This window comes from Nocardia sputi, assembly GCF_023501985.1.
Map to the genome: position 1 here is coordinate 92,387 of NZ_JAMFLC010000023.1, position 15,624 is coordinate 108,010.

18 protein-coding genes are annotated in these 15,624 nt (G+C 67.8%); 7 read left to right on the plus strand and 11 right to left on the minus strand.

Features of this window, described 5'->3' with window-relative positions; all coding sequences use genetic code 11:
• Positions 1-2: 2 nt before the first annotated feature.
• A complete protein-coding gene (locus M8859_RS28000; protein ID WP_159926400.1) occupies positions 3-827 on the minus strand; it encodes a helix-turn-helix domain-containing protein in 825 nt (274 codons plus the stop codon).
• Positions 828-1,015: 188 nt separating this feature from the next.
• Here M8859_RS28000 and M8859_RS28005 point away from each other — a divergent pair, with 188 nt between their 5' ends.
• From M8859_RS28005 to M8859_RS28020, 4 genes are all read left to right on the plus strand, one after another.
• Complete coding sequence (locus tag M8859_RS28005; RefSeq protein ID WP_195071445.1) at positions 1,016-1,759, plus strand: NADPH-dependent F420 reductase; 744 nt, start codon at positions 1,016-1,018, stop codon at positions 1,757-1,759.
• 115 nt (positions 1,760-1,874) lie between these two features.
• Positions 1,875-2,324, plus strand: a complete 450-nt coding sequence (locus M8859_RS28010; protein WP_159926396.1) for a helix-turn-helix transcriptional regulator — start codon at positions 1,875-1,877, stop codon at positions 2,322-2,324.
• Between the two features lie 5 nt (positions 2,325-2,329).
• Positions 2,330-2,740: a VOC family protein gene (locus M8859_RS28015; RefSeq protein ID WP_159926394.1), complete on the plus strand. Its 411-nt coding sequence runs from the start codon at positions 2,330-2,332 to the stop codon at positions 2,738-2,740.
• 104 nt (positions 2,741-2,844) lie between these two features.
• A complete protein-coding gene (locus tag M8859_RS28020; protein WP_249645057.1) occupies positions 2,845-5,238 on the plus strand; it encodes an ATP-binding cassette domain-containing protein in 2,394 nt (797 codons plus the stop codon).
• A gap of 56 nt (positions 5,239-5,294) precedes the next feature.
• Here the strand turns inward: M8859_RS28020 and M8859_RS28025 are convergent, their stop codons facing one another.
• From M8859_RS28025 to M8859_RS28035, 3 genes are all read right to left on the minus strand, one after another.
• Entirely contained in the window at positions 5,295-5,636 is a 342-nt protein-coding gene (locus tag M8859_RS28025) for an ArsR/SmtB family transcription factor (RefSeq protein WP_159926390.1), read from the minus strand.
• A complete protein-coding gene (locus M8859_RS28030; protein ID WP_159926552.1) occupies positions 5,633-6,085 on the minus strand; it encodes an SRPBCC family protein in 453 nt (150 codons plus the stop codon). Before M8859_RS28030 ends, M8859_RS28025 begins: the two co-directional genes overlap by 4 nt.
• Positions 6,086-6,244: 159 nt before the next feature.
• A complete protein-coding gene (locus tag M8859_RS28035; protein WP_249645058.1) occupies positions 6,245-6,868 on the minus strand; it encodes an LppP/LprE family lipoprotein in 624 nt (207 codons plus the stop codon).
• Positions 6,869-7,065: 197 nt separating this feature from the next.
• On the opposite strand from M8859_RS28035, the gene M8859_RS28040 reads away from it, so the two are divergent.
• Both M8859_RS28040 and M8859_RS28045 read left to right on the plus strand, forming a co-directional pair.
• Positions 7,066-8,655 carry a bifunctional phosphatase PAP2/diacylglycerol kinase family protein gene (locus tag M8859_RS28040; RefSeq protein WP_236565533.1) on the plus strand — a complete coding sequence of 530 codons (1,590 nt, stop codon included), beginning with the start codon at positions 7,066-7,068 and terminating at the stop codon, positions 8,653-8,655.
• A gap of 84 nt (positions 8,656-8,739) precedes the next feature.
• Positions 8,740-9,282 (plus strand): YaeQ family protein, encoded by a 543-nt coding sequence (locus tag M8859_RS28045; RefSeq protein WP_249645059.1) that lies wholly within the window; start codon positions 8,740-8,742, stop codon positions 9,280-9,282.
• An 84-nt stretch (positions 9,283-9,366) separates the two neighbouring features.
• On the opposite strand, the gene M8859_RS28050 is transcribed toward M8859_RS28045, so the two are convergent.
• The 3 genes from M8859_RS28050 to M8859_RS28060 all read right to left on the minus strand — a co-directional run bounded on the left by M8859_RS28050 (position 9,367) and on the right by M8859_RS28060 (position 11,376).
• Positions 9,367-9,990 carry a hypothetical protein gene (locus tag M8859_RS28050; RefSeq protein ID WP_249645060.1) on the minus strand — a complete coding sequence of 208 codons (624 nt, stop codon included), beginning with the start codon at positions 9,988-9,990 and terminating at the stop codon, positions 9,367-9,369.
• A complete protein-coding gene (locus M8859_RS28055) occupies positions 9,987-10,787 on the minus strand; it encodes a MerR family transcriptional regulator (RefSeq protein WP_159926382.1) in 801 nt (266 codons plus the stop codon). The genes M8859_RS28050 and M8859_RS28055 overlap by 4 nt, the downstream gene beginning before the upstream one ends.
• Before the next feature lie 97 nt (positions 10,788-10,884).
• Positions 10,885-11,376 carry a hypothetical protein gene (locus M8859_RS28060; RefSeq protein ID WP_159926380.1) on the minus strand — a complete coding sequence of 164 codons (492 nt, stop codon included), beginning with the start codon at positions 11,374-11,376 and terminating at the stop codon, positions 10,885-10,887.
• Between the two features lie 833 nt (positions 11,377-12,209).
• Here M8859_RS28060 and M8859_RS28065 point away from each other — a divergent pair.
• Positions 12,210-12,626: a hypothetical protein gene (locus M8859_RS28065; protein WP_159926378.1), complete on the plus strand. Its 417-nt coding sequence runs from the start codon at positions 12,210-12,212 to the stop codon at positions 12,624-12,626.
• A gap of 7 nt (positions 12,627-12,633) precedes the next feature.
• Here M8859_RS28065 and M8859_RS28070 read toward each other — a convergent pair whose 3' ends face one another.
• From M8859_RS28070 to M8859_RS28085, 4 genes are all read right to left on the minus strand, one after another.
• Complete coding sequence (locus M8859_RS28070) at positions 12,634-14,355, minus strand: urease subunit alpha (RefSeq protein WP_159926376.1); 1,722 nt, start codon at positions 14,353-14,355, stop codon at positions 12,634-12,636.
• A gap of 52 nt (positions 14,356-14,407) precedes the next feature.
• Positions 14,408-14,719 (minus strand): urease subunit beta, encoded by a 312-nt coding sequence (locus tag M8859_RS28075; RefSeq protein ID WP_195071495.1) that lies wholly within the window; start codon positions 14,717-14,719, stop codon positions 14,408-14,410.
• 56 nt (positions 14,720-14,775) lie between these two features.
• Positions 14,776-15,078 carry an urease subunit gamma gene (locus M8859_RS28080; protein ID WP_040778027.1) on the minus strand — a complete coding sequence of 101 codons (303 nt, stop codon included), beginning with the start codon at positions 15,076-15,078 and terminating at the stop codon, positions 14,776-14,778.
• A 76-nt stretch (positions 15,079-15,154) separates the two neighbouring features.
• The gene (locus M8859_RS28085) at positions 15,155-15,601 is read right to left on the minus strand and encodes a PaaI family thioesterase (RefSeq protein ID WP_159926363.1); all 447 of its coding nucleotides are present in this window, start codon (positions 15,599-15,601) and stop codon (positions 15,155-15,157) included.
• Positions 15,602-15,624 lie beyond the last annotated feature (23 nt).

A 15,624-nucleotide genomic window follows, 5' to 3' on the forward strand; every position in this document is an offset into this window, starting at 1 on the left:
GCTCAGCGGTTGCCGAGTTTCCGCAGCGCCTGCTCGGACGCCGAACCCGGCTCGGCGGCGAACAGGTCCAGCCCGCAACACAACGGCTCGTCGGGCAGCGCGACGAGTTCGCCGTGCAGGACCAGCTCGCCCACCACCGGGTGGTGCAGCGCGTAGGCCCGAGACCGGACCTGCGCGACCGAGCGCTCGTCCCACAGTCGGGCGAAATCGGCGCTCTCCTCCCGCAGGTGATCTATGTGTGCGGTGAGTGCGGCATCCCCTCGATATCGTCCGAGCAGAACGCGCAGATGCGCCACGTGATCGTGCGCCGCCCGCTCCCAACCGGTGCGGTACAGCGCACGTGACCGGGGTTCGCCGAACAGCAGATGCGAGAAGGTGCGGCGGTTCTCCGGCAGCGTGGGAAAGTCACCGAACACCGCCACGGCGAGCTGATTCCAGCCGACGATCTGGGTGTGTCGACCGACCAGCAGGGCGGGGGTCATCACGAACGACTCCAGCAGGCGGAGCAAGCCAGAGGTCACCTCCGGCGCGGCTCGCGTACATGGCCGGGGCCGCCGAGCGAGCCGGTGGAGGTAGGCGAGTTCGTCCCGGTCCAGGCGCAGTGCCGCGCCGACGGCATCCAGGACCTCGTCCGAGACGCGGTCACCGCTGCCCTGTTCCAAACGTGTGTAGTGGGCGACGCTCACGCCCGCCAGCCGAGCCAGCTCCTCCCGTCTCAGGCCCGCGACCCGGCGTACCGTGCCGTAGTCTCGCAGCCCGACGTCCCGCGGGCGCACGCGGGCACGGCGTGATTTCAAGAACTCGCTCAGCTCGGTCCGGTCGTCCACTCCATAACCCTATGTACGCCGGGACGTCCGAGGGTGCTCACACCGTGAGTACCCAGAACGCGGGGCTGGTCCGGCAGCCGGAACGGCTCGATGCTGTCGGACGAGTCACCGTCGCGAACCGGGCATGGCTTTCCGCGCTCGCTCGCCGCCGGTCTCACGATGTCCCCACGAACGAACGGAGCGAACGCGTGCCCCGAACCCTCGGACTCATCGGCAGCGGAATGATCGGTTCCACCATTGCCCGCCTGGCCCTCGCGGCCGGACTCGAGGTCATCCTCAGTAATTCGCGTGACCCTCGGACACTCGCCGCGCTGGTCGCCGAGCTGGGCGAAGGCGCCCGAGCGGCCACACCAGCGCAAGCGGCACGCGCGGCCGATCTGGTGGTGGCGGCCGTCCCGCTGAAAGCCCACGAACATCTCCCCGCCGAGGCGCTGGCCGGCAAGACCGTGCTGGACACCGCGAACTACTACCCCGAACGAGACGGTCACCTGTCCGAACTGGACGACGGCTCCCTGACCTCGAGCGCACTGCTGCAACGCCACCTCGCGGGCTCTCGAGTGGTCAAGGCATGCAACAACGTCACCCCGCACCAGCTGTTGTGCCTGGCCCGTCCCGCGAGCGCGCCGGATCGCAGCGCGCTGCCCATCGCCGGCGACGACGCGGAGGCGAAGGCGGAGACCACCCGGCTGTTGGACCTCCTCGGCTATGACGCGGTGGACATCGGCACACTCGCCACCAGCTGGCGCAGTGAACCGAACACACCGGTCTACGTCCAGCCCTATCTCGGCGAAGTACCCGCGATGAGCGTCGAGGCATTCCTTCGCTGGACTCTCGGGGCACCCGGGATCGCGGTTCCCGCGGCACGGGTGGCCGAGCTCGCCGAGATCGCGGTTCGCCGACCCGCCGGCGAGGCCAGGTTGCCGAGCGACTGACGCCGAACCGGGGAGGAAGGCACTCGAATCTCACCCGGCCGCCTTGGCGTGATGCCGGGCGGCCGCATCTGGACATGCGCCCGACTCGTCCCCCGGATGTGGCACGATCTGGTAGGTGACCAGCAGACCCGCCGCAGCGCAGCATTTGCACGACCTCGCGCGACTACGCCGCGTACGCGACCGTATCGACCGGGAGTATGCGCAGCCGCTGGACGTCGAGGCGCTCGCCCGGGACGCGCACATGTCGGCCGGACATCTCAGCCGCCAGTTCCGGCTCGCCTACGGCGAGTCGCCGTACTCCTATCTGATGACGCGGCGCATCGAACGCGCGATGGCGCTGCTGCGTCGCGGGGACCTCAGCGTCACCGAGGTCTGTTTCGCGGTCGGCTGCTCGTCGCTGGGCACCTTCAGCACTCGCTTCACCGAGTTGGTCGGCGTGCCGCCGAGCGTCTATCGCAGGCAGGAGGCGGACGCGGCGGCGGGGATGCCCGCGTGCGTGGCCAAACAGGTCACCAGACCGATCAGGAATCGAGAAGCGCCGGTTACCGAGCCGCAATTAGCCTGACTGCCATGGACATCACCATTCACTCGAGCTTCCTGCCGCACAACGACGCGGAGGCGGCTCTCGCCTTCTACCGTGACACCCTCGGCTTCGAGGTGCGCAAAGACGTCGGATACGAAGGGCTGCGCTGGCTCACCGTCGGCCCCGTCGACCAGCCCGAAACGTCCATCGTCCTGCATCCGCCGGGCGTCGACCCCGGCATCACCGACGACGAGCGCCGCACCATCACCGAGATGATGGCCAAGGGCACCTACGGCGGCATTCTCTTGGCAACCAAAGATCTCGATGGCGCCTTCGAGCGGCTGGCGGCCCACGACGCCGAGATCGTCCAGGAGCCGACCGATCAGCCGTACGGAGTTCGCGACTGCGCCGTCCGCGATCCCGCGGGCAACCTGATCCGCATCCAAGAACTGCGCTGAGGCGCAGCGCCCCAGCCACGACACCGGGCGATCACCGTCGCATCCGGCACCGGCACGTCGACGCAGACCAGCCGGCCCGCCCCGACCGAACAGATGGAGACACGATGAGCACGGCCACGAGGACGGACCCGCAGTCGACTGCGCCGCACGCTGCCGACAGCCACGATCTGATTCGCGTGCACGGAGCGCGCGAGAACAATCTGAAGGACGTCAGCATCGAGATCCCGAAACGCCGTTTGACGGTGTTCACCGGTGTCTCCGGCTCGGGCAAGAGCTCCTTGGTGTTCAGCACGATCGCCGCGGAGTCGCAGCGGCTGATCAACGAAACCTACAGCGCGTTCGTGCAGGGCTTCATGCCGACGCTGGCACGTCCGGAGGTCGACGTGCTGGAGGGGCTGACGACCGCGATCATCGTGGACCAGCAGCGGATGGGCGCCGATCCCCGCTCCACGGTCGGCACCGCCACCGACGCCAACGCCATGCTGCGCATCCTCTTCAGCCGGCTCGGGAAGCCGCACATCGGCTCCCCACAAGCGTTCTCGTTCAACGTCGCCTCGATCAGCGGAGCGGGCGCGGTGACGGTTGAACGTGCCGGGAAGTCCGTGAAGGAACGTCGCAGCTTCAGCATCACCGGTGGCATGTGCCCGCGCTGCGAGGGCCGGGGATCGGTGTCCGACATCGACCTCACCCAGCTCTACGACGACTCCAAGTCGCTCTCCGACGGCGCGTTCACCATCCCCGGCTGGAAGTCCGACAGTTTCTGGACGGTGCGGGTCTACGCCGAGTCGGGTTTCGTGGACCCGAACAAGCCGATCCGCGAGTTCACCAAACGGGAGATGCAGGACTTCCTCTACAAAGAGCCGACGAAGGTGAAGGTCGAGGGCGTCAACCTCACCTACGAGGGGCTGATTCCCAAGATCCAGAAGTCGTTCCTGTCCAAGGACCGGGAGGCGATGCAGCCGCATATCCGGGCGTTCGTGGACCGGGCGGTCACCTTCGCCGTCTGCCCGGAGTGCGACGGCACCCGGCTCAGCGCGGCGGCTCGATCATCCAAGATCGAAGGGATCAGCATCGCCGACGCTTGTGCGATGCAGATCAGTGACCTGGCCGAATGGGTCGGAGGCCTCGACGAGCCGTCGGTGGCGCCGCTGCTGGCCGCGCTCCGGCACACTCTCGACTCGTTCGTGGAGATCGGGCTGGGCTATCTCTCGCTCGACCGGCCCGCCGGAACGCTGTCGGGCGGTGAGGCGCAGCGCACCAAGATGATCCGCCACCTCGGTTCCTCGCTCACCGACGTCACCTACGTCTTCGACGAGCCGACCATCGGCCTGCACCCCCACGACATCCAGCGGATGAACAACCTGCTGCTGCGGCTGCGGGACAACGGCAACACAGTGCTCGTCGTGGAGCACAAGCCGGAGACGATCGTGATCGCCGACCATGTCGTCGACCTCGGCCCCGGAGCCGGTACGGCGGGCGGCACCATCTGCTTCGAGGGTACCGTCGAGGGCCTGCGGTCCAGCGGCACCGTCACCGGGCGCCATTTCGACGACCGGGCCACTCTGAAGGAGACGGTGCGCAAGCCCAAAGGCACGCTGGAGATCCGCGGCGCCAAGGCGAACAACTTGCGCGACGTCGACGTCGACATTCCGCTCGGGGTGCTCGTCGCCGTCACCGGTGTGGCCGGGTCCGGCAAGAGCTCGCTCGTGCACGGGTCGATCCCCGCGAGCGAGGGTGTGGTGGCGGTGGACCAGACCCCCATTCGCGGCTCGCGGCGCAGCAACCCGGCGACCTACACCGGGCTGCTCGAACCGATTCGTAAGGCTTTCGCGAAGGCCAACGGCGTGAAACCGGCGCTGTTCAGCGCCAATTCCGAAGGCGCGTGCCCCACCTGCAACGGCGCGGGCGTCATCTACACCGACCTGGCGATGATGGCCGGTGTCGCCAGCACCTGCGAGGAGTGCGAGGGCAAGCGATACCAGGCGTCGGTGCTGGAGTACCACCTCGGCGGCCGCGACATCAGCGAGGTGCTCGCGATGTCGGTGCTCGAGGCCGGGGAGTTCTTCGGAGCGGGTGCGGCGCGCACGCCCGCCGCGCACGCCATCCTCGAGCGCCTCGCCGACGTAGGGCTCGGCTACCTCAGCCTCGGCCAGCCGCTCACCACGCTGTCCGGCGGCGAGCGGCAGCGGCTCAAGCTGGCCACCCACATGGCCGACAAGGGCGGCGTCTACGTCCTCGACGAGCCGACCACCGGCCTGCACCTAGCCGACGTCGAGCAACTGCTCGGCCTGCTCGACCGGCTCGTCGACTCCGGCAAGTCGGTCATCGTCATCGAGCACCACCAAGCGGTCATGGCGCACGCCGACTGGATCATCGATCTCGGTCCCGGCGCGGGCCACGACGGCGGCCTGGTCGTCTTCGAAGGCACACCCGCCGATCTGGTCGCCGCTCGTTCCACCCTCACCGGGGAGCACCTCGCGGCATACGTCGGCGCCTGACCGCGCACACGACAGCACCTCCACCGGTAACGCTTTCCCGTATGACCTTCATGCGTTCACTGCTGGTCCTGCTCGCGCTGGATGGCCTCGGCGATCCGCTTGATACGCCGGAGCCTGGCGTCCCACGCCGCGCCCACCGAGGACAGCTGCGCGACCGCGCGGGCCAGTTGCTCCTCGTCCACCCGATACCTCCGCTCCCGGCCTGCGGGCGTGGCATGCACCAAACCGACGCGGTCGAGCACGCCGAGATGTTTGGCGACCGCCTGCCGGGTCACCGGCAGCCGCTCACTGAGACCGGTGGCCGTGCCGCCACCATCGGCCAGCAACAGGTCGAGCATCCGCCGACGGGTCGGGTCCCCGACCGCGGACCACAGGTCGTCGTCGACGGCGGCGGTCACGGGGTCGACACCAGCCGAGCCAGGTACTCCCCGAGCCGGGGAACGAAGGTGTCCCACCCCGTGCTGTGTTCGCGGTATTGCTCCGCAAGCTTCGCGGCCTCCCAGCCCATCTCCCGGAACCCGGTCTCGACGAGCCGGATCCTGGTGCCCGTGCCCGACGGGGTGAGCTCGAACGTCACCAGCAGCGCGTTGGCGGAGTCGTCGACCTTGCCCTCCGGATAGCACCAGCGGAACGAGAACAATCGAGGCGGCTCGGCGTTCACCACGGTCATCGGGACCACTTCCGCCCGGTCACCCCAGACGAGCTCACCGACCGCGCCGGGAGTCACGTCGAACGAGGCGTCGTCGGTCCACCATTCCGAGATGTGCTCGGGGCTGCTGACCACCTCGAAGACCACCTCGGGCGAGGCGTCGACGAATATCTCCCGTTCGATGCTGCCGTACTCCATATCGATCACCCTTCTCCATGTGCAACTTTCGGTTGCACATGAAGCTAGTCCACCGCGCGCCATCACGCAACCATTGGTTGCCCTTTTTCGGTGCACCCCGTGTGATCCGACGGCCGCACCCCTACACGCCGCTGTGTCGGAAGCCCCATCACCACTCGGTTAGCCGCCGGGGTTGGCGACCTGGTCCGGAATCGCCGGGTTCGGTGTCATGGTGCGGCCGTCGCCGCCGAGCGTGAACGTGATGACGACCGGACCGCTGGAGGGGCAGCAATTCGCATCGCTGCCCGCGAGCCACCGATACTGCACCTGCACACCGCGTTCGGTCGAACCGACCACCTTCGTATAGGACGTCGCTTTCGCCGTCGCGGTGCCGAGATAGCCGTCGTGGCTGAAGAACATCACATGCCAGGGTGAACTCGCGGTCCCGCGGGGTGTCGCCACCAGGACCCACAGCAGTGCGGGGCAGGACCCGGCGGGTGCGTCGGTGGCGCTGTCGACGACGTACGACGCGCCGCCCGGCGCGGGCCCGAGCGAGTTCACCGCTTCGGCGACCGCGCTCGAGTCCGGATCGACGCAGCGCCCCTTGCCGCTGGTAACAGGAACTTTCGGGGCGGGCGCCTCGGATGTGTCGCCTCCCTGTGCGGGCGTCGATCGAGTCGCCTCGATGGTGGACCGGCCGGGCTGGTTCGTTCCGGTCGCCGACGTATCCGATTCGCCCTGACATCCCCCCGCAGCGATGCTCACCGCGATCGCCGCCACGACCGCACCGATGATCGTCTTCATTCGCCTCCCTTTCGAATTCCCGACACCTGGGAGTCGGCTCGGGAAGAACGCTGTTACACCCCGGTTTTCGGGGCTTGCGTCCGTAGGACCGGATATGAAGGCGATCACCGCGCCTACCCGGCCGCACAGTTGGCGTCGAAATGTTTCGCGTCACGGTGTTTCGCGACGTTCGCGCGGTGATCGGTAGTGTCGACCGGGTGAGTAGCAGGGTGCGCCGGAAGTTCCACGGCATCGGACGAATCGATCGAGCGATCGGCGGCGTGGTCGCCGAACTGCCTGCCTCGGCGGTCGACCACGGTCTGTTGCGGATTACCGGCAGCGCGAATTTCAGCGGACTGTGGCTGGTCATCGCGGCGCTACTCGCCACCCGCCAGGGCGCGCCGCGGCGGGCGGCGTTCCGCGGTGTCGTCTCCGTCGCCGGCGCGAGTCTCGTCGTCAACGCGGGCCTGAAGCCGCTCGTCGCACGGCGCAGGCCTGCCGCCGAACTGCTGCCCGCGCACCGGCGGCTCACCCCTGCCCCGACGTCCTCCTCGTTCCCTTCGGGACACAGCGCCTGCGCCGCGGCCTTCGCCACGGCCGTGGCTCTGGAAAGTCCGCGCACCGCATTGGTTGTCGCCCCGCTGGCCGCCACCGTCGCGTACTCCCGGGTACACACCGGCGTGCATTGGAGTTCCGACGTGCTCGTCGGAGCGGCCGTCGGTTCCGGTGTCGCCCTGGCCACCCGCCGCTGGTGGCCGGTGCGCGAGTCGGACGAAGCGCAGGCCCGCCCGGTCCGCGAGGTACCCGCGCTGGTCGAGGGCAAAGGCCTTGTGGTCATGGTGAATCCGATCTCCGGCGACCCGAACTACGATCCCACCGACGACGTCGTCGCGGCGTTGCCCGCGGCCACCGTACTGCGCACGCGACCGGACCTGGACTGTGCCGAACAACTCGAGCAGGCCATCGCCGAACACGGCGAACCGGTCTCGGCGGTCGGCGTCGCGGGCGGTGACGGCACGGTGGCCGCCGTGGCCGCGGTCGCGCTGCGCCACGAGTTGCCGTTGGTCGTCATCCCGACCGGCACACTGAATCATTTCGCCCGCGACCTCGGCGTCTACGACCTGCGCGAGGTCATCGACGCCACCGGTGTCGGCGAGGCGGTCGCGGTCGATATCGCCAGCGTCGAGTGCGAGGATGAAACCGGTTCGCGCACCAGGTACCTGATCAACACCGCCAGCCTCGGCGCCTATCCGGATCTCGTGCAGCTGCGTGAGAAGTGGCAGTCGCGCTGGGGGAAATGGCCCGCATTCGCCGCCGCGCTCGTGGTCACGCTGCGCCGGGCCGAACCGATCGAGATCTGCTTGGACGGGCGCTGGCAGCGGGTGTGGTTCCTGTTCATCGGCAACGGCCCCTACCATCCGCACGGCGCCGTGCCCGCGTTCCGCGACCGGCTCGACGCCGGGCTGCTCGACGTACGCTGGCTGCGCGCCGATCTGCGCTGGTCGCGCACCCGTGCGGTGCTGGCGCTGCTGCTGGCGGCGATCGGCCACAGCAAGGTCTACGGCGAGCGCCAGTTACCCGAACTCTTCGTACAGCTACCCACACCGGAGGCGCTGGCCACCGACGGTGAGGTGGTCGGCAAAGCCACCCGCCTGCACTTCGCCATCGCGGGCCAGCTACCGGTCTACCGTCGCGACGAATCGAACCCGCTGTGGGCCGATCGCAGCCGCCCCCATCACCGCAGAGCCCCTTGGTTGCGGGACGTATTCCGGGCCCGCCCGTATCAGCGCCGAGCGGGCGAAGACTGAGCCGGCATTACAGGGCGCGCTATTCGTGGTGATCGCCATGGCACTTCCGGGCTGCACTGCGACCGCCGTTAAGCTCCTGCACCTATGGCACTCAGCGCGACACTGCACAACTTCGCCGTCCAACTGGCCGACGTCGATCGGGGCGTCTACCAGGAGTTGGAGTTGCGGGTAGCGCGTCACCCGTCCGAAACCGCGGAGTTCATGCTGACGCGAGTGCTGGCCTATTGCCTCGAGTACGAGGAGGGAATCGCCTTCAGCGACGGCGGGGTATCCTCCACCGACGAGCCCGCGGTGCTGGTGCGCGACCTCACCGGACGCCTCACCGCGTGGATCGAAGTCGGCGCGCCCGACGCCGACCGGCTGCATCGCGGGAGCAAACTCGCCGAACGCGTCGCGGTCTACACCCATCGTGACCCCGCGAAGGTGCTGGCGCAATACACCGGCAAGCGCATCCACCGCGCCGAAACGATTCCGCTAAACAGCTTCGATCGCGACGTCATCGATGCCGCCGTCGCCGCGATCGAACGCCGTAACATGGTCATCCTCTCCGTCACCGAACGCCTGCTGTACTTGGACATCAACGGCACAGGGCTGAGTACATCGATCCATGAGCATCGGCTCGAGTGATCCTTCGCTCGGCGCCTCGGCGATTGTTTGAGCCTGGTAGGCGTGCTTTTACCCCGCACTCCGCGTCGCTCACAGGGTGCACGGCTAGGTGCGCCCATTCGACGTTCCACGCACGTCTGTTTGTTGTGCCTCCCGTATCGCATCCGCGAGCTGCGACGGCTCGTCCACATACAGGCATATCGTGGTGACAGGCCCTGAGCTGCGCCATTTCTCGATGAAAGCGGGCGTGGCGTCAGTTCGCTGCCGGAGCGAAAGCTCGATGTTGGTGCCTTCATGATTCGGGAGGTGCAGACTGCCGCCCTCGATCACGGGTGCCGTACGCGAATACCGCCGCATGGTCACGACACGCGTTATGTGGTTGACCGGAACCTCGGCGACGACTTTCCCGGTCCGCCGAAGAACGAGCACGCCTCCCGACAAATAGTGCGGATGTACGACATCGTCGGCGATGAACGCGGCCAGCAGTACGAGGGACGACAGAGAGACCACTGCGAGAACGATCTTCAGCCAGACCCACGGAAGAACCAGATGCAGGACCACGACCTCGATCAGTGTGGCGGCCGCGAAGGCGACAGGCATCGTGAGCACGCCCGCTGACGCCGTGAATACCAGCCCGTTCCCTGGATCGGTCTTCCCTCGGATCCACATCCACACCGACCGATATGCCCTGAGCCGCGAACGAGCGAAGCGAAAGATCGGCGACATCATGAAGTCACCGGCTCAGGGTGCGTCGACAAGATCTCGAGAGCACGCAGTACGACCTGGCGCTGAGCATCGTCAGGAATGCATTCGTCGAGCCGGAGACCGCCGATTGTGTCGTCGTCGGGCACAGCGAAGACCGTCTCCGCAGGGAGCGAGCTGCTCAGATGACCGGCGAGCTCATTCGCAGCGAGTTCGATCTGTTCGGCGGCATCCCCGACCCGCCTCCCCTCGAGCTTTCCCCATGCCTGAAGGAGCTGCCGATAGACGACACGCGTGTCAGCGCAGCTCAACATCTGCGCGAACCACGTCAAGACCTGATCCGGCAGAGCGCTCGAAATCGCAAGGACCTCCAGTAGGTCCTTTTCGCGCTCGAGCGTTCGAATCTCTGCCTCGCAGCTTGCTTCCGATCGCACCGTATGGAACGCCGCAACCAGATCCGCTGGAAGAGCGGTCAGCTCCTCTCCTTGGACCGCGGATTGCAGCAGTCGCGTCAATCGCTGTCGCTTCAGTTCCAGCGTAGTGATCTCGCGCTCGCAGCTCGAGATGAGTGCGTGCAGATCGTCACGGAGATCGTCGGCGCCGGTGGTCGATCGTTTCTCGGCCAGGACCGTCGCCACGGAACCAAGCGGTAGACCGTTCTCGGCAAGCCAGCGGATACGCATCAGTCGCGCAAGGTCTTTGAGCGAGTAATCGCGATAGCCGTTTGCGCTGCGCGTGGGTTCTGCGAGTAGACCGAGCCGGTGGTAGTGGCGCACTGCACGAGGTGTCGTGCCCGCGGCCCTCGCGAGTTCGCTGGTTCTCATGCGACCCAGTCTCAACTATGACCTTGCGTCATGGTCAACGCTCCGAGAGTGGCTCGATTACAGGAAGCCTGTTGGCGTCCGCAGCGGTCCCGAGGCGTCAGACACCGAGTTCGTCGCATAGATCGAGGTAGCGGTGGAGGTAGTCGGGCGACGATCTGTGCGCCGACAATCCGACCGTGTCGAACTCGTCCAATCCCGCTGCCGCGGTGACACCCAGAGTCCGCAGCGCCGCATTGATCGTGCTCACGGAGAGCAACGGCCCACCCGCAACGGATACCGTGGCCCACTGCTCTCCGGCACCGGCGAAGTAGTCCGTGAACACCACTGCGAAGGTCGGATCGGGCCTGGCGGACAAGTCGGCGGCGAGTATGCGGAGAACGCCTTCGCGGGGGAACAGCCCAGACGCCTCCGATGGCAACTCGACATAGTCGGCAACCTTCCGCGTCGCTTGCCAAAAGGCCGTGTAGTAGTGCGTGAGATGAAAAAGCGTCAGGCCACCGTGCAGAGGCACCGGCACCAGGTCCCACCGGTCTGCCGCCGCAGTGTCGTGGGTCCCGGGAAGTATGAGCGCGGTAATGGCATGCGGCACAGTGGAATTCTATTGACGGCACGTCCCGGCCGGACCGGCTCGAAGCGTTGTCACGCCGACGTAGCGCGTCTCATCGGATTCGGCGTTCGCACTCTTCGAACGCCGCTCCCGTCTCGAAGCAGTCGTAACGGCCGCTCTGCATGTCACCACTGGTAGGAGGCTCACCACAGAGCAGCCCGCAGCGCTGATAGTTCGGAACGCCGGTGCCGTCGGGCCAGCGACAAGCATCCCTGTCGCAGGTGTAACCACGCGTGTTGGGATCGCGAGGGATCGGATCGCGGCTGTAGGACCACACGAACGCGTCGGCACCCCGCACCTGTGTGCAGTAGGCGGTGCGACCGTCGGCAAGTCGGCCGACCGCCCCGCGCTCCGGGCAGTAGTCGTTCAAGGTGACAGTGGGACCCGATGATTGCGATCCGGACCCACTCCCGGACGGCGGCGCTGCCGCGGAAGTCGCGAACATCGCAGTCAGAAGCACCACCACTCCAACGCCCCCCACGGCCAGCCGACGCCTCACCCCTCGCCCCTTCCTGTTTCGGCCACGAGTGGCACACCTGCGAGAGCCCTACTCACAACTCGCCCAGCCGTGTCCACTCCTGGACCTCGAATCGTGTCAGGCGGTGCACAACTCCCAGCTACCCGCCGGACAGGTCTCGCGATCGCGATTCATCGAAAGCTGTACGCCGAATGGCCGAAGCAATGTCATGGTAGCGCCGCAGATCACCGGCGTGCTCCATGTACAGGTCGGCCTCTGGCGTCTGTCCCGAAGTCGAGAATCCCGAACGCGCCGTGCAGAACACCTCCGTCTCCTGGCCCAGCAGCGCTCCGCCGACATGCGCTCCGACCTGCGCTCGGTCGAATGGCCGACGACCTGGACGGGTGGCGCACCCGTCCAGCCGCTCCCGCTCGCCGAAACACATCTCGCGATGCAGTTGCACCGCGAGCACGGCTGCGCCCGCGAGCGCGCCGCGTTCGCGGCGTTGGTCGCGGCCGGGCGCATCACGCCCGATTCGACCCGAGCACACCGATTTCGGGAGGACCTGATGACTGACAGCGAACGCCACCTGCCGGAAACGGAATGCCTGAGCCTGCGACTCCACCAGCTCACCGCGCGAGCCGGACGAGCGGGCTACCGCCTGCTGCGCGGCGGCTCGGTGCCCTACATCTGGGAACTCGTCGACGCCGACGACGGCGCACCCATCACCGCCGCGATCGACCTCGACCAGATCGAGCAGTGGCTCGACTCGTGAGCGCGATTCAGAAGAGGAAATATCGCTGCGCCATGGGCAGTTCGGTGGCGGGTTGTTCGCGCCAGACCTCGCCGTCGATGCGCACGGTGAAGGTGTCCGGCTCGACCTCGATGCGCGGCATGGCGTCGTTGTGCGGCATGTCGGTCTTCCGCACGCCACGGACGTTGCGGACCGGCGCCAGTTTGCGCTGGACCCGCAACCGGTCGGCGAGGCCGTCCTCGATCGCCTGCTCGGAGACGAAATGCAGCGAAGTGGCGGCGGCGGTCGCCGGGGCGGCGCCGAACATGGGGCGCGGCAGCACCGGCTGCGGCGTGGGAATGGAGGCGTTGGCGTCGCCCATCGCGGCCCAGGCGATCGCACCGCCCTTGAGCACGGCGTGCGGGCGGACGCCGAAGAACGCGGGCTCCCACAGCACCAGGTCGGCGAGCTTGCCGACCTCCACGGAACCGATCTCGTGGTCGAGGCCGTGCGCGACGGCCGGGCAGATGGTGTATTTCGCGACGTAGCGCCGCACGCGGGCGTTGTCGGCGGGGCCGTCGCCCGGCAGCGGGCCGCGGCGGCGCTTCATCACGTGCGCGGTCTGCCAGGTACGCAGCACGACCTCGCCGATGCGGCCCATGGCCTGCGAGTCGCTGCCGATCATCGAGATGGCGCCGAGGTCGTGCAGTAGATCCTCCGCCGCGATGGTGGACGGACGGATGCGGCTCTCCGCGAAGGCCAGATCCTCCGGGATCGAGGCACTCAGGTGGTGGCACACCATGAGCATGTCCAGGTGCTCGTCGAGGGTGTTGATCGTGTGCGGGCGCGTCGGATTGGTCGAGCTGGGCAGCACATTGGGATGGGCGGCGACGGTGATGATGTCGGGCGCGTGCCCGCCGCCCGCGCCCTCGGTGTGGTAGGCGTGGATGCCGCGGCCCGCGATGGCGGCGAGGGTGTCCTCGACGAATCCGGCCTCGTTCAACGTGTCCGAGTGCAGCGCCACCTGCACTCCGGCGGCGTCGGCCACGGTGAGACAGGCATCGATCGCGGCGGGCGTGGAGCCCCAGTCCTCGTGCAGCTTGAAACCCGATGCGCCGGCGCGTAATTGTTCCCACATTGCCTCGGCGCTGACGGTGTTGCCCTTGCCGAGCAGCACGATGTTCACCGGCCAGCCGTCGGTGGCCTCGAGCATCCGCGCCAGATGCCACGCGCCGGGCGTCACGGTGGTCGCCTTGCTGCCCTCGGCCGGGCCGGTGCCCCCGCCGATGAGGGTGGTGATGCCGCCGCCGAGCGCCTCCTCCAGCAGCTGCGGGCAGATGAAGTGCACGTGACAGTCGATGGCGCCCGCGGTGAGGATGCGGCCGTTGCCCGCGATGATCTCGGTGGAGGGGCCGACGACGAGGTCCGGGTGCACCCCGGTCATGGTGTCGGGATTGCCCGCCTTCCCGATGGCGCTGATCCGTCCGTCGCGAATCCCGACGTCGGCCTTGACGATCCCCCAGTGATCGATGATCACCACGCCCGTGATCACGGTGTCGGGAGCGCCGTCGGCGCGGGTCGCGCGGGACTGGCCCATCGACTCGCGCAGTACCTTGCCACCGCCGAACACGGCCTCGTCGCCCGCGCGGCCCGGTCCCCCGCTGCGGTCCTCGGTGATCTCGATCAGCAGGTCGGTGTCCGCCAGGCGGATCCGGTCGCCCGTCGTCGGCCCGAACAGTTCGGCGTACCGCGCCCGGCTCAGCTCACTCATCGCGTCCTATCTCCTGAGCCCTCGTCCGGCTGACACTCCTCGTCGCCTGCGCCTAGTCATCGAGGCGGCCCGGCGGGGTCAGGGTGATCCCGTGGACCTCACGGGCGCCGCCCAACGGCACGAGCCGAACCCGTTGTGCCAGACCGGGCTCGAAGCGCACCGCCGTCCCGGCCGGGATGTCGAGACGGCGGCCGTGGGCGGCGTCTCGGTCGAAGTCCAGGGCCGCGTTCGCCTGCGGGAAGTGCACATGGCTGCCGACTTGCACGGGGCGATCACCGGTATTGAGCACGTCGAGTTCGAGGCCCTCCGCGCCGGAGTTCAGCTCGATGACGCCCTCGGCGCAGAGATACTCGCCGGGAATCATGCCCGGCCTCGGCACGATCCGCAGGCGGCCTCGCTCTGATACCGCATGACGTCCGCCTAGCCGATCGGGTGGTGCACGGTGACGAGTTTGGTGCCGTCCGGGAAGGTCGCCTCCACCTGGACGTCGGGAATCATCTCCGGCACGCCTTCCATCACGTCGGCGCGGGTGAGCACCGTGCGTCCCGAGGACATCAGCTCGGCGACGGTGCGGCCGTCCCGCGCGCCTTCCAGCACGTGGTCGGTGATCAACGCGACCGCCTCCGGATGGTTCAGTTTGAGCCCGCGCGCCTGCCTGCGCCGGGCCAGCTCGGCGGCGTAGCTGAGCAGCAGGCGCTCCTGCTCATGCGGCGACAGTCGCATCCTGGCTCCTCACCGGTTCGCAGTGGCGGGTGACGGACATTCTGGCACGCTCGTTCAGCTGTCGCCGGACGAGCGCTCAGGAAGGCCGCGGCAGATTCTGCAACCGCACCTGACCGCGCGCCACGGTGCGTCCCTGCTCGTCGGTGATCACGACCTGCCACAGCTGTTGCAGCCTGCCGCGATGCAGGGGCGTCGCTTCACCCGACAGCGTGCCCTCGCGCACCGCGCGCAAGAAATCGGTGTTGTTGTTCACGCCGACGACCGTGCCCTGGTCGCCGAACCAGATGCCGCCGGCGATGCTGGCGAGCGTCTCGATGACGGTGCAGTACACGCCGCCGTTCTGGATACCCGCGGGCTGGTAGAGATGCGGTTTCACGACCCATTCGCCGCGCACGCGGTCGGGGGTCAGCTCGGTGTAGCGCAGGCCGATCAGGTCGGCGAAGGTGCCTTCGCTGTAGGCGTTCATCTGCTCCGGTGTGACGCCCGACAGCGAGCCGAACCGCTGCGTCTCCTGCTGTGTCATGCATTCACTGTCGCACAGCTCGC

Excerpts from the sequence above, each read along its gene's own strand:
- M8859_RS28015 (WP_159926394.1), top strand. The coding sequence starts at position 2,330 with ATGGACATCACCATTCACTCGAGCTTCCTGCCGCACAACGACGCGGAG.
- M8859_RS28020 (WP_249645057.1), top strand. The coding sequence starts at position 2,845 with ATGAGCACGGCCACGAGGACGGACCCGCAGTCGACTGCGCCGCACGCT.
- M8859_RS28030 (WP_159926552.1), bottom strand. The coding sequence starts at position 6,085 with ATGGAGTACGGCAGCATCGAACGGGAGATATTCGTCGACGCCTCGCCC.
- M8859_RS28035 (WP_249645058.1), bottom strand. The coding sequence starts at position 6,868 with ATGAAGACGATCATCGGTGCGGTCGTGGCGGCGATCGCGGTGAGCATC.
- M8859_RS28045 (WP_249645059.1), top strand. The coding sequence starts at position 8,740 with ATGGCACTCAGCGCGACACTGCACAACTTCGCCGTCCAACTGGCCGAC.
- M8859_RS28050 (WP_249645060.1), bottom strand. The coding sequence starts at position 9,990 with ATGATGTCGCCGATCTTTCGCTTCGCTCGTTCGCGGCTCAGGGCATAT.
- M8859_RS28055 (WP_159926382.1), bottom strand. The coding sequence starts at position 10,787 with ATGAGAACCAGCGAACTCGCGAGGGCCGCGGGCACGACACCTCGTGCA.
- M8859_RS28065 (WP_159926378.1), top strand. The coding sequence starts at position 12,210 with ATGCGCTCCGACCTGCGCTCGGTCGAATGGCCGACGACCTGGACGGGT.
- M8859_RS28070 (WP_159926376.1), bottom strand. The coding sequence starts at position 14,355 with ATGAGTGAGCTGAGCCGGGCGCGGTACGCCGAACTGTTCGGGCCGACG.
- M8859_RS28075 (WP_195071495.1), bottom strand. The coding sequence starts at position 14,719 with ATGATTCCCGGCGAGTATCTCTGCGCCGAGGGCGTCATCGAGCTGAAC.
- M8859_RS28080 (WP_040778027.1), bottom strand. The coding sequence starts at position 15,078 with ATGCGACTGTCGCCGCATGAGCAGGAGCGCCTGCTGCTCAGCTACGCC.
- M8859_RS28085 (WP_159926363.1), bottom strand. The coding sequence starts at position 15,601 with ATGACACAGCAGGAGACGCAGCGGTTCGGCTCGCTGTCGGGCGTCACA.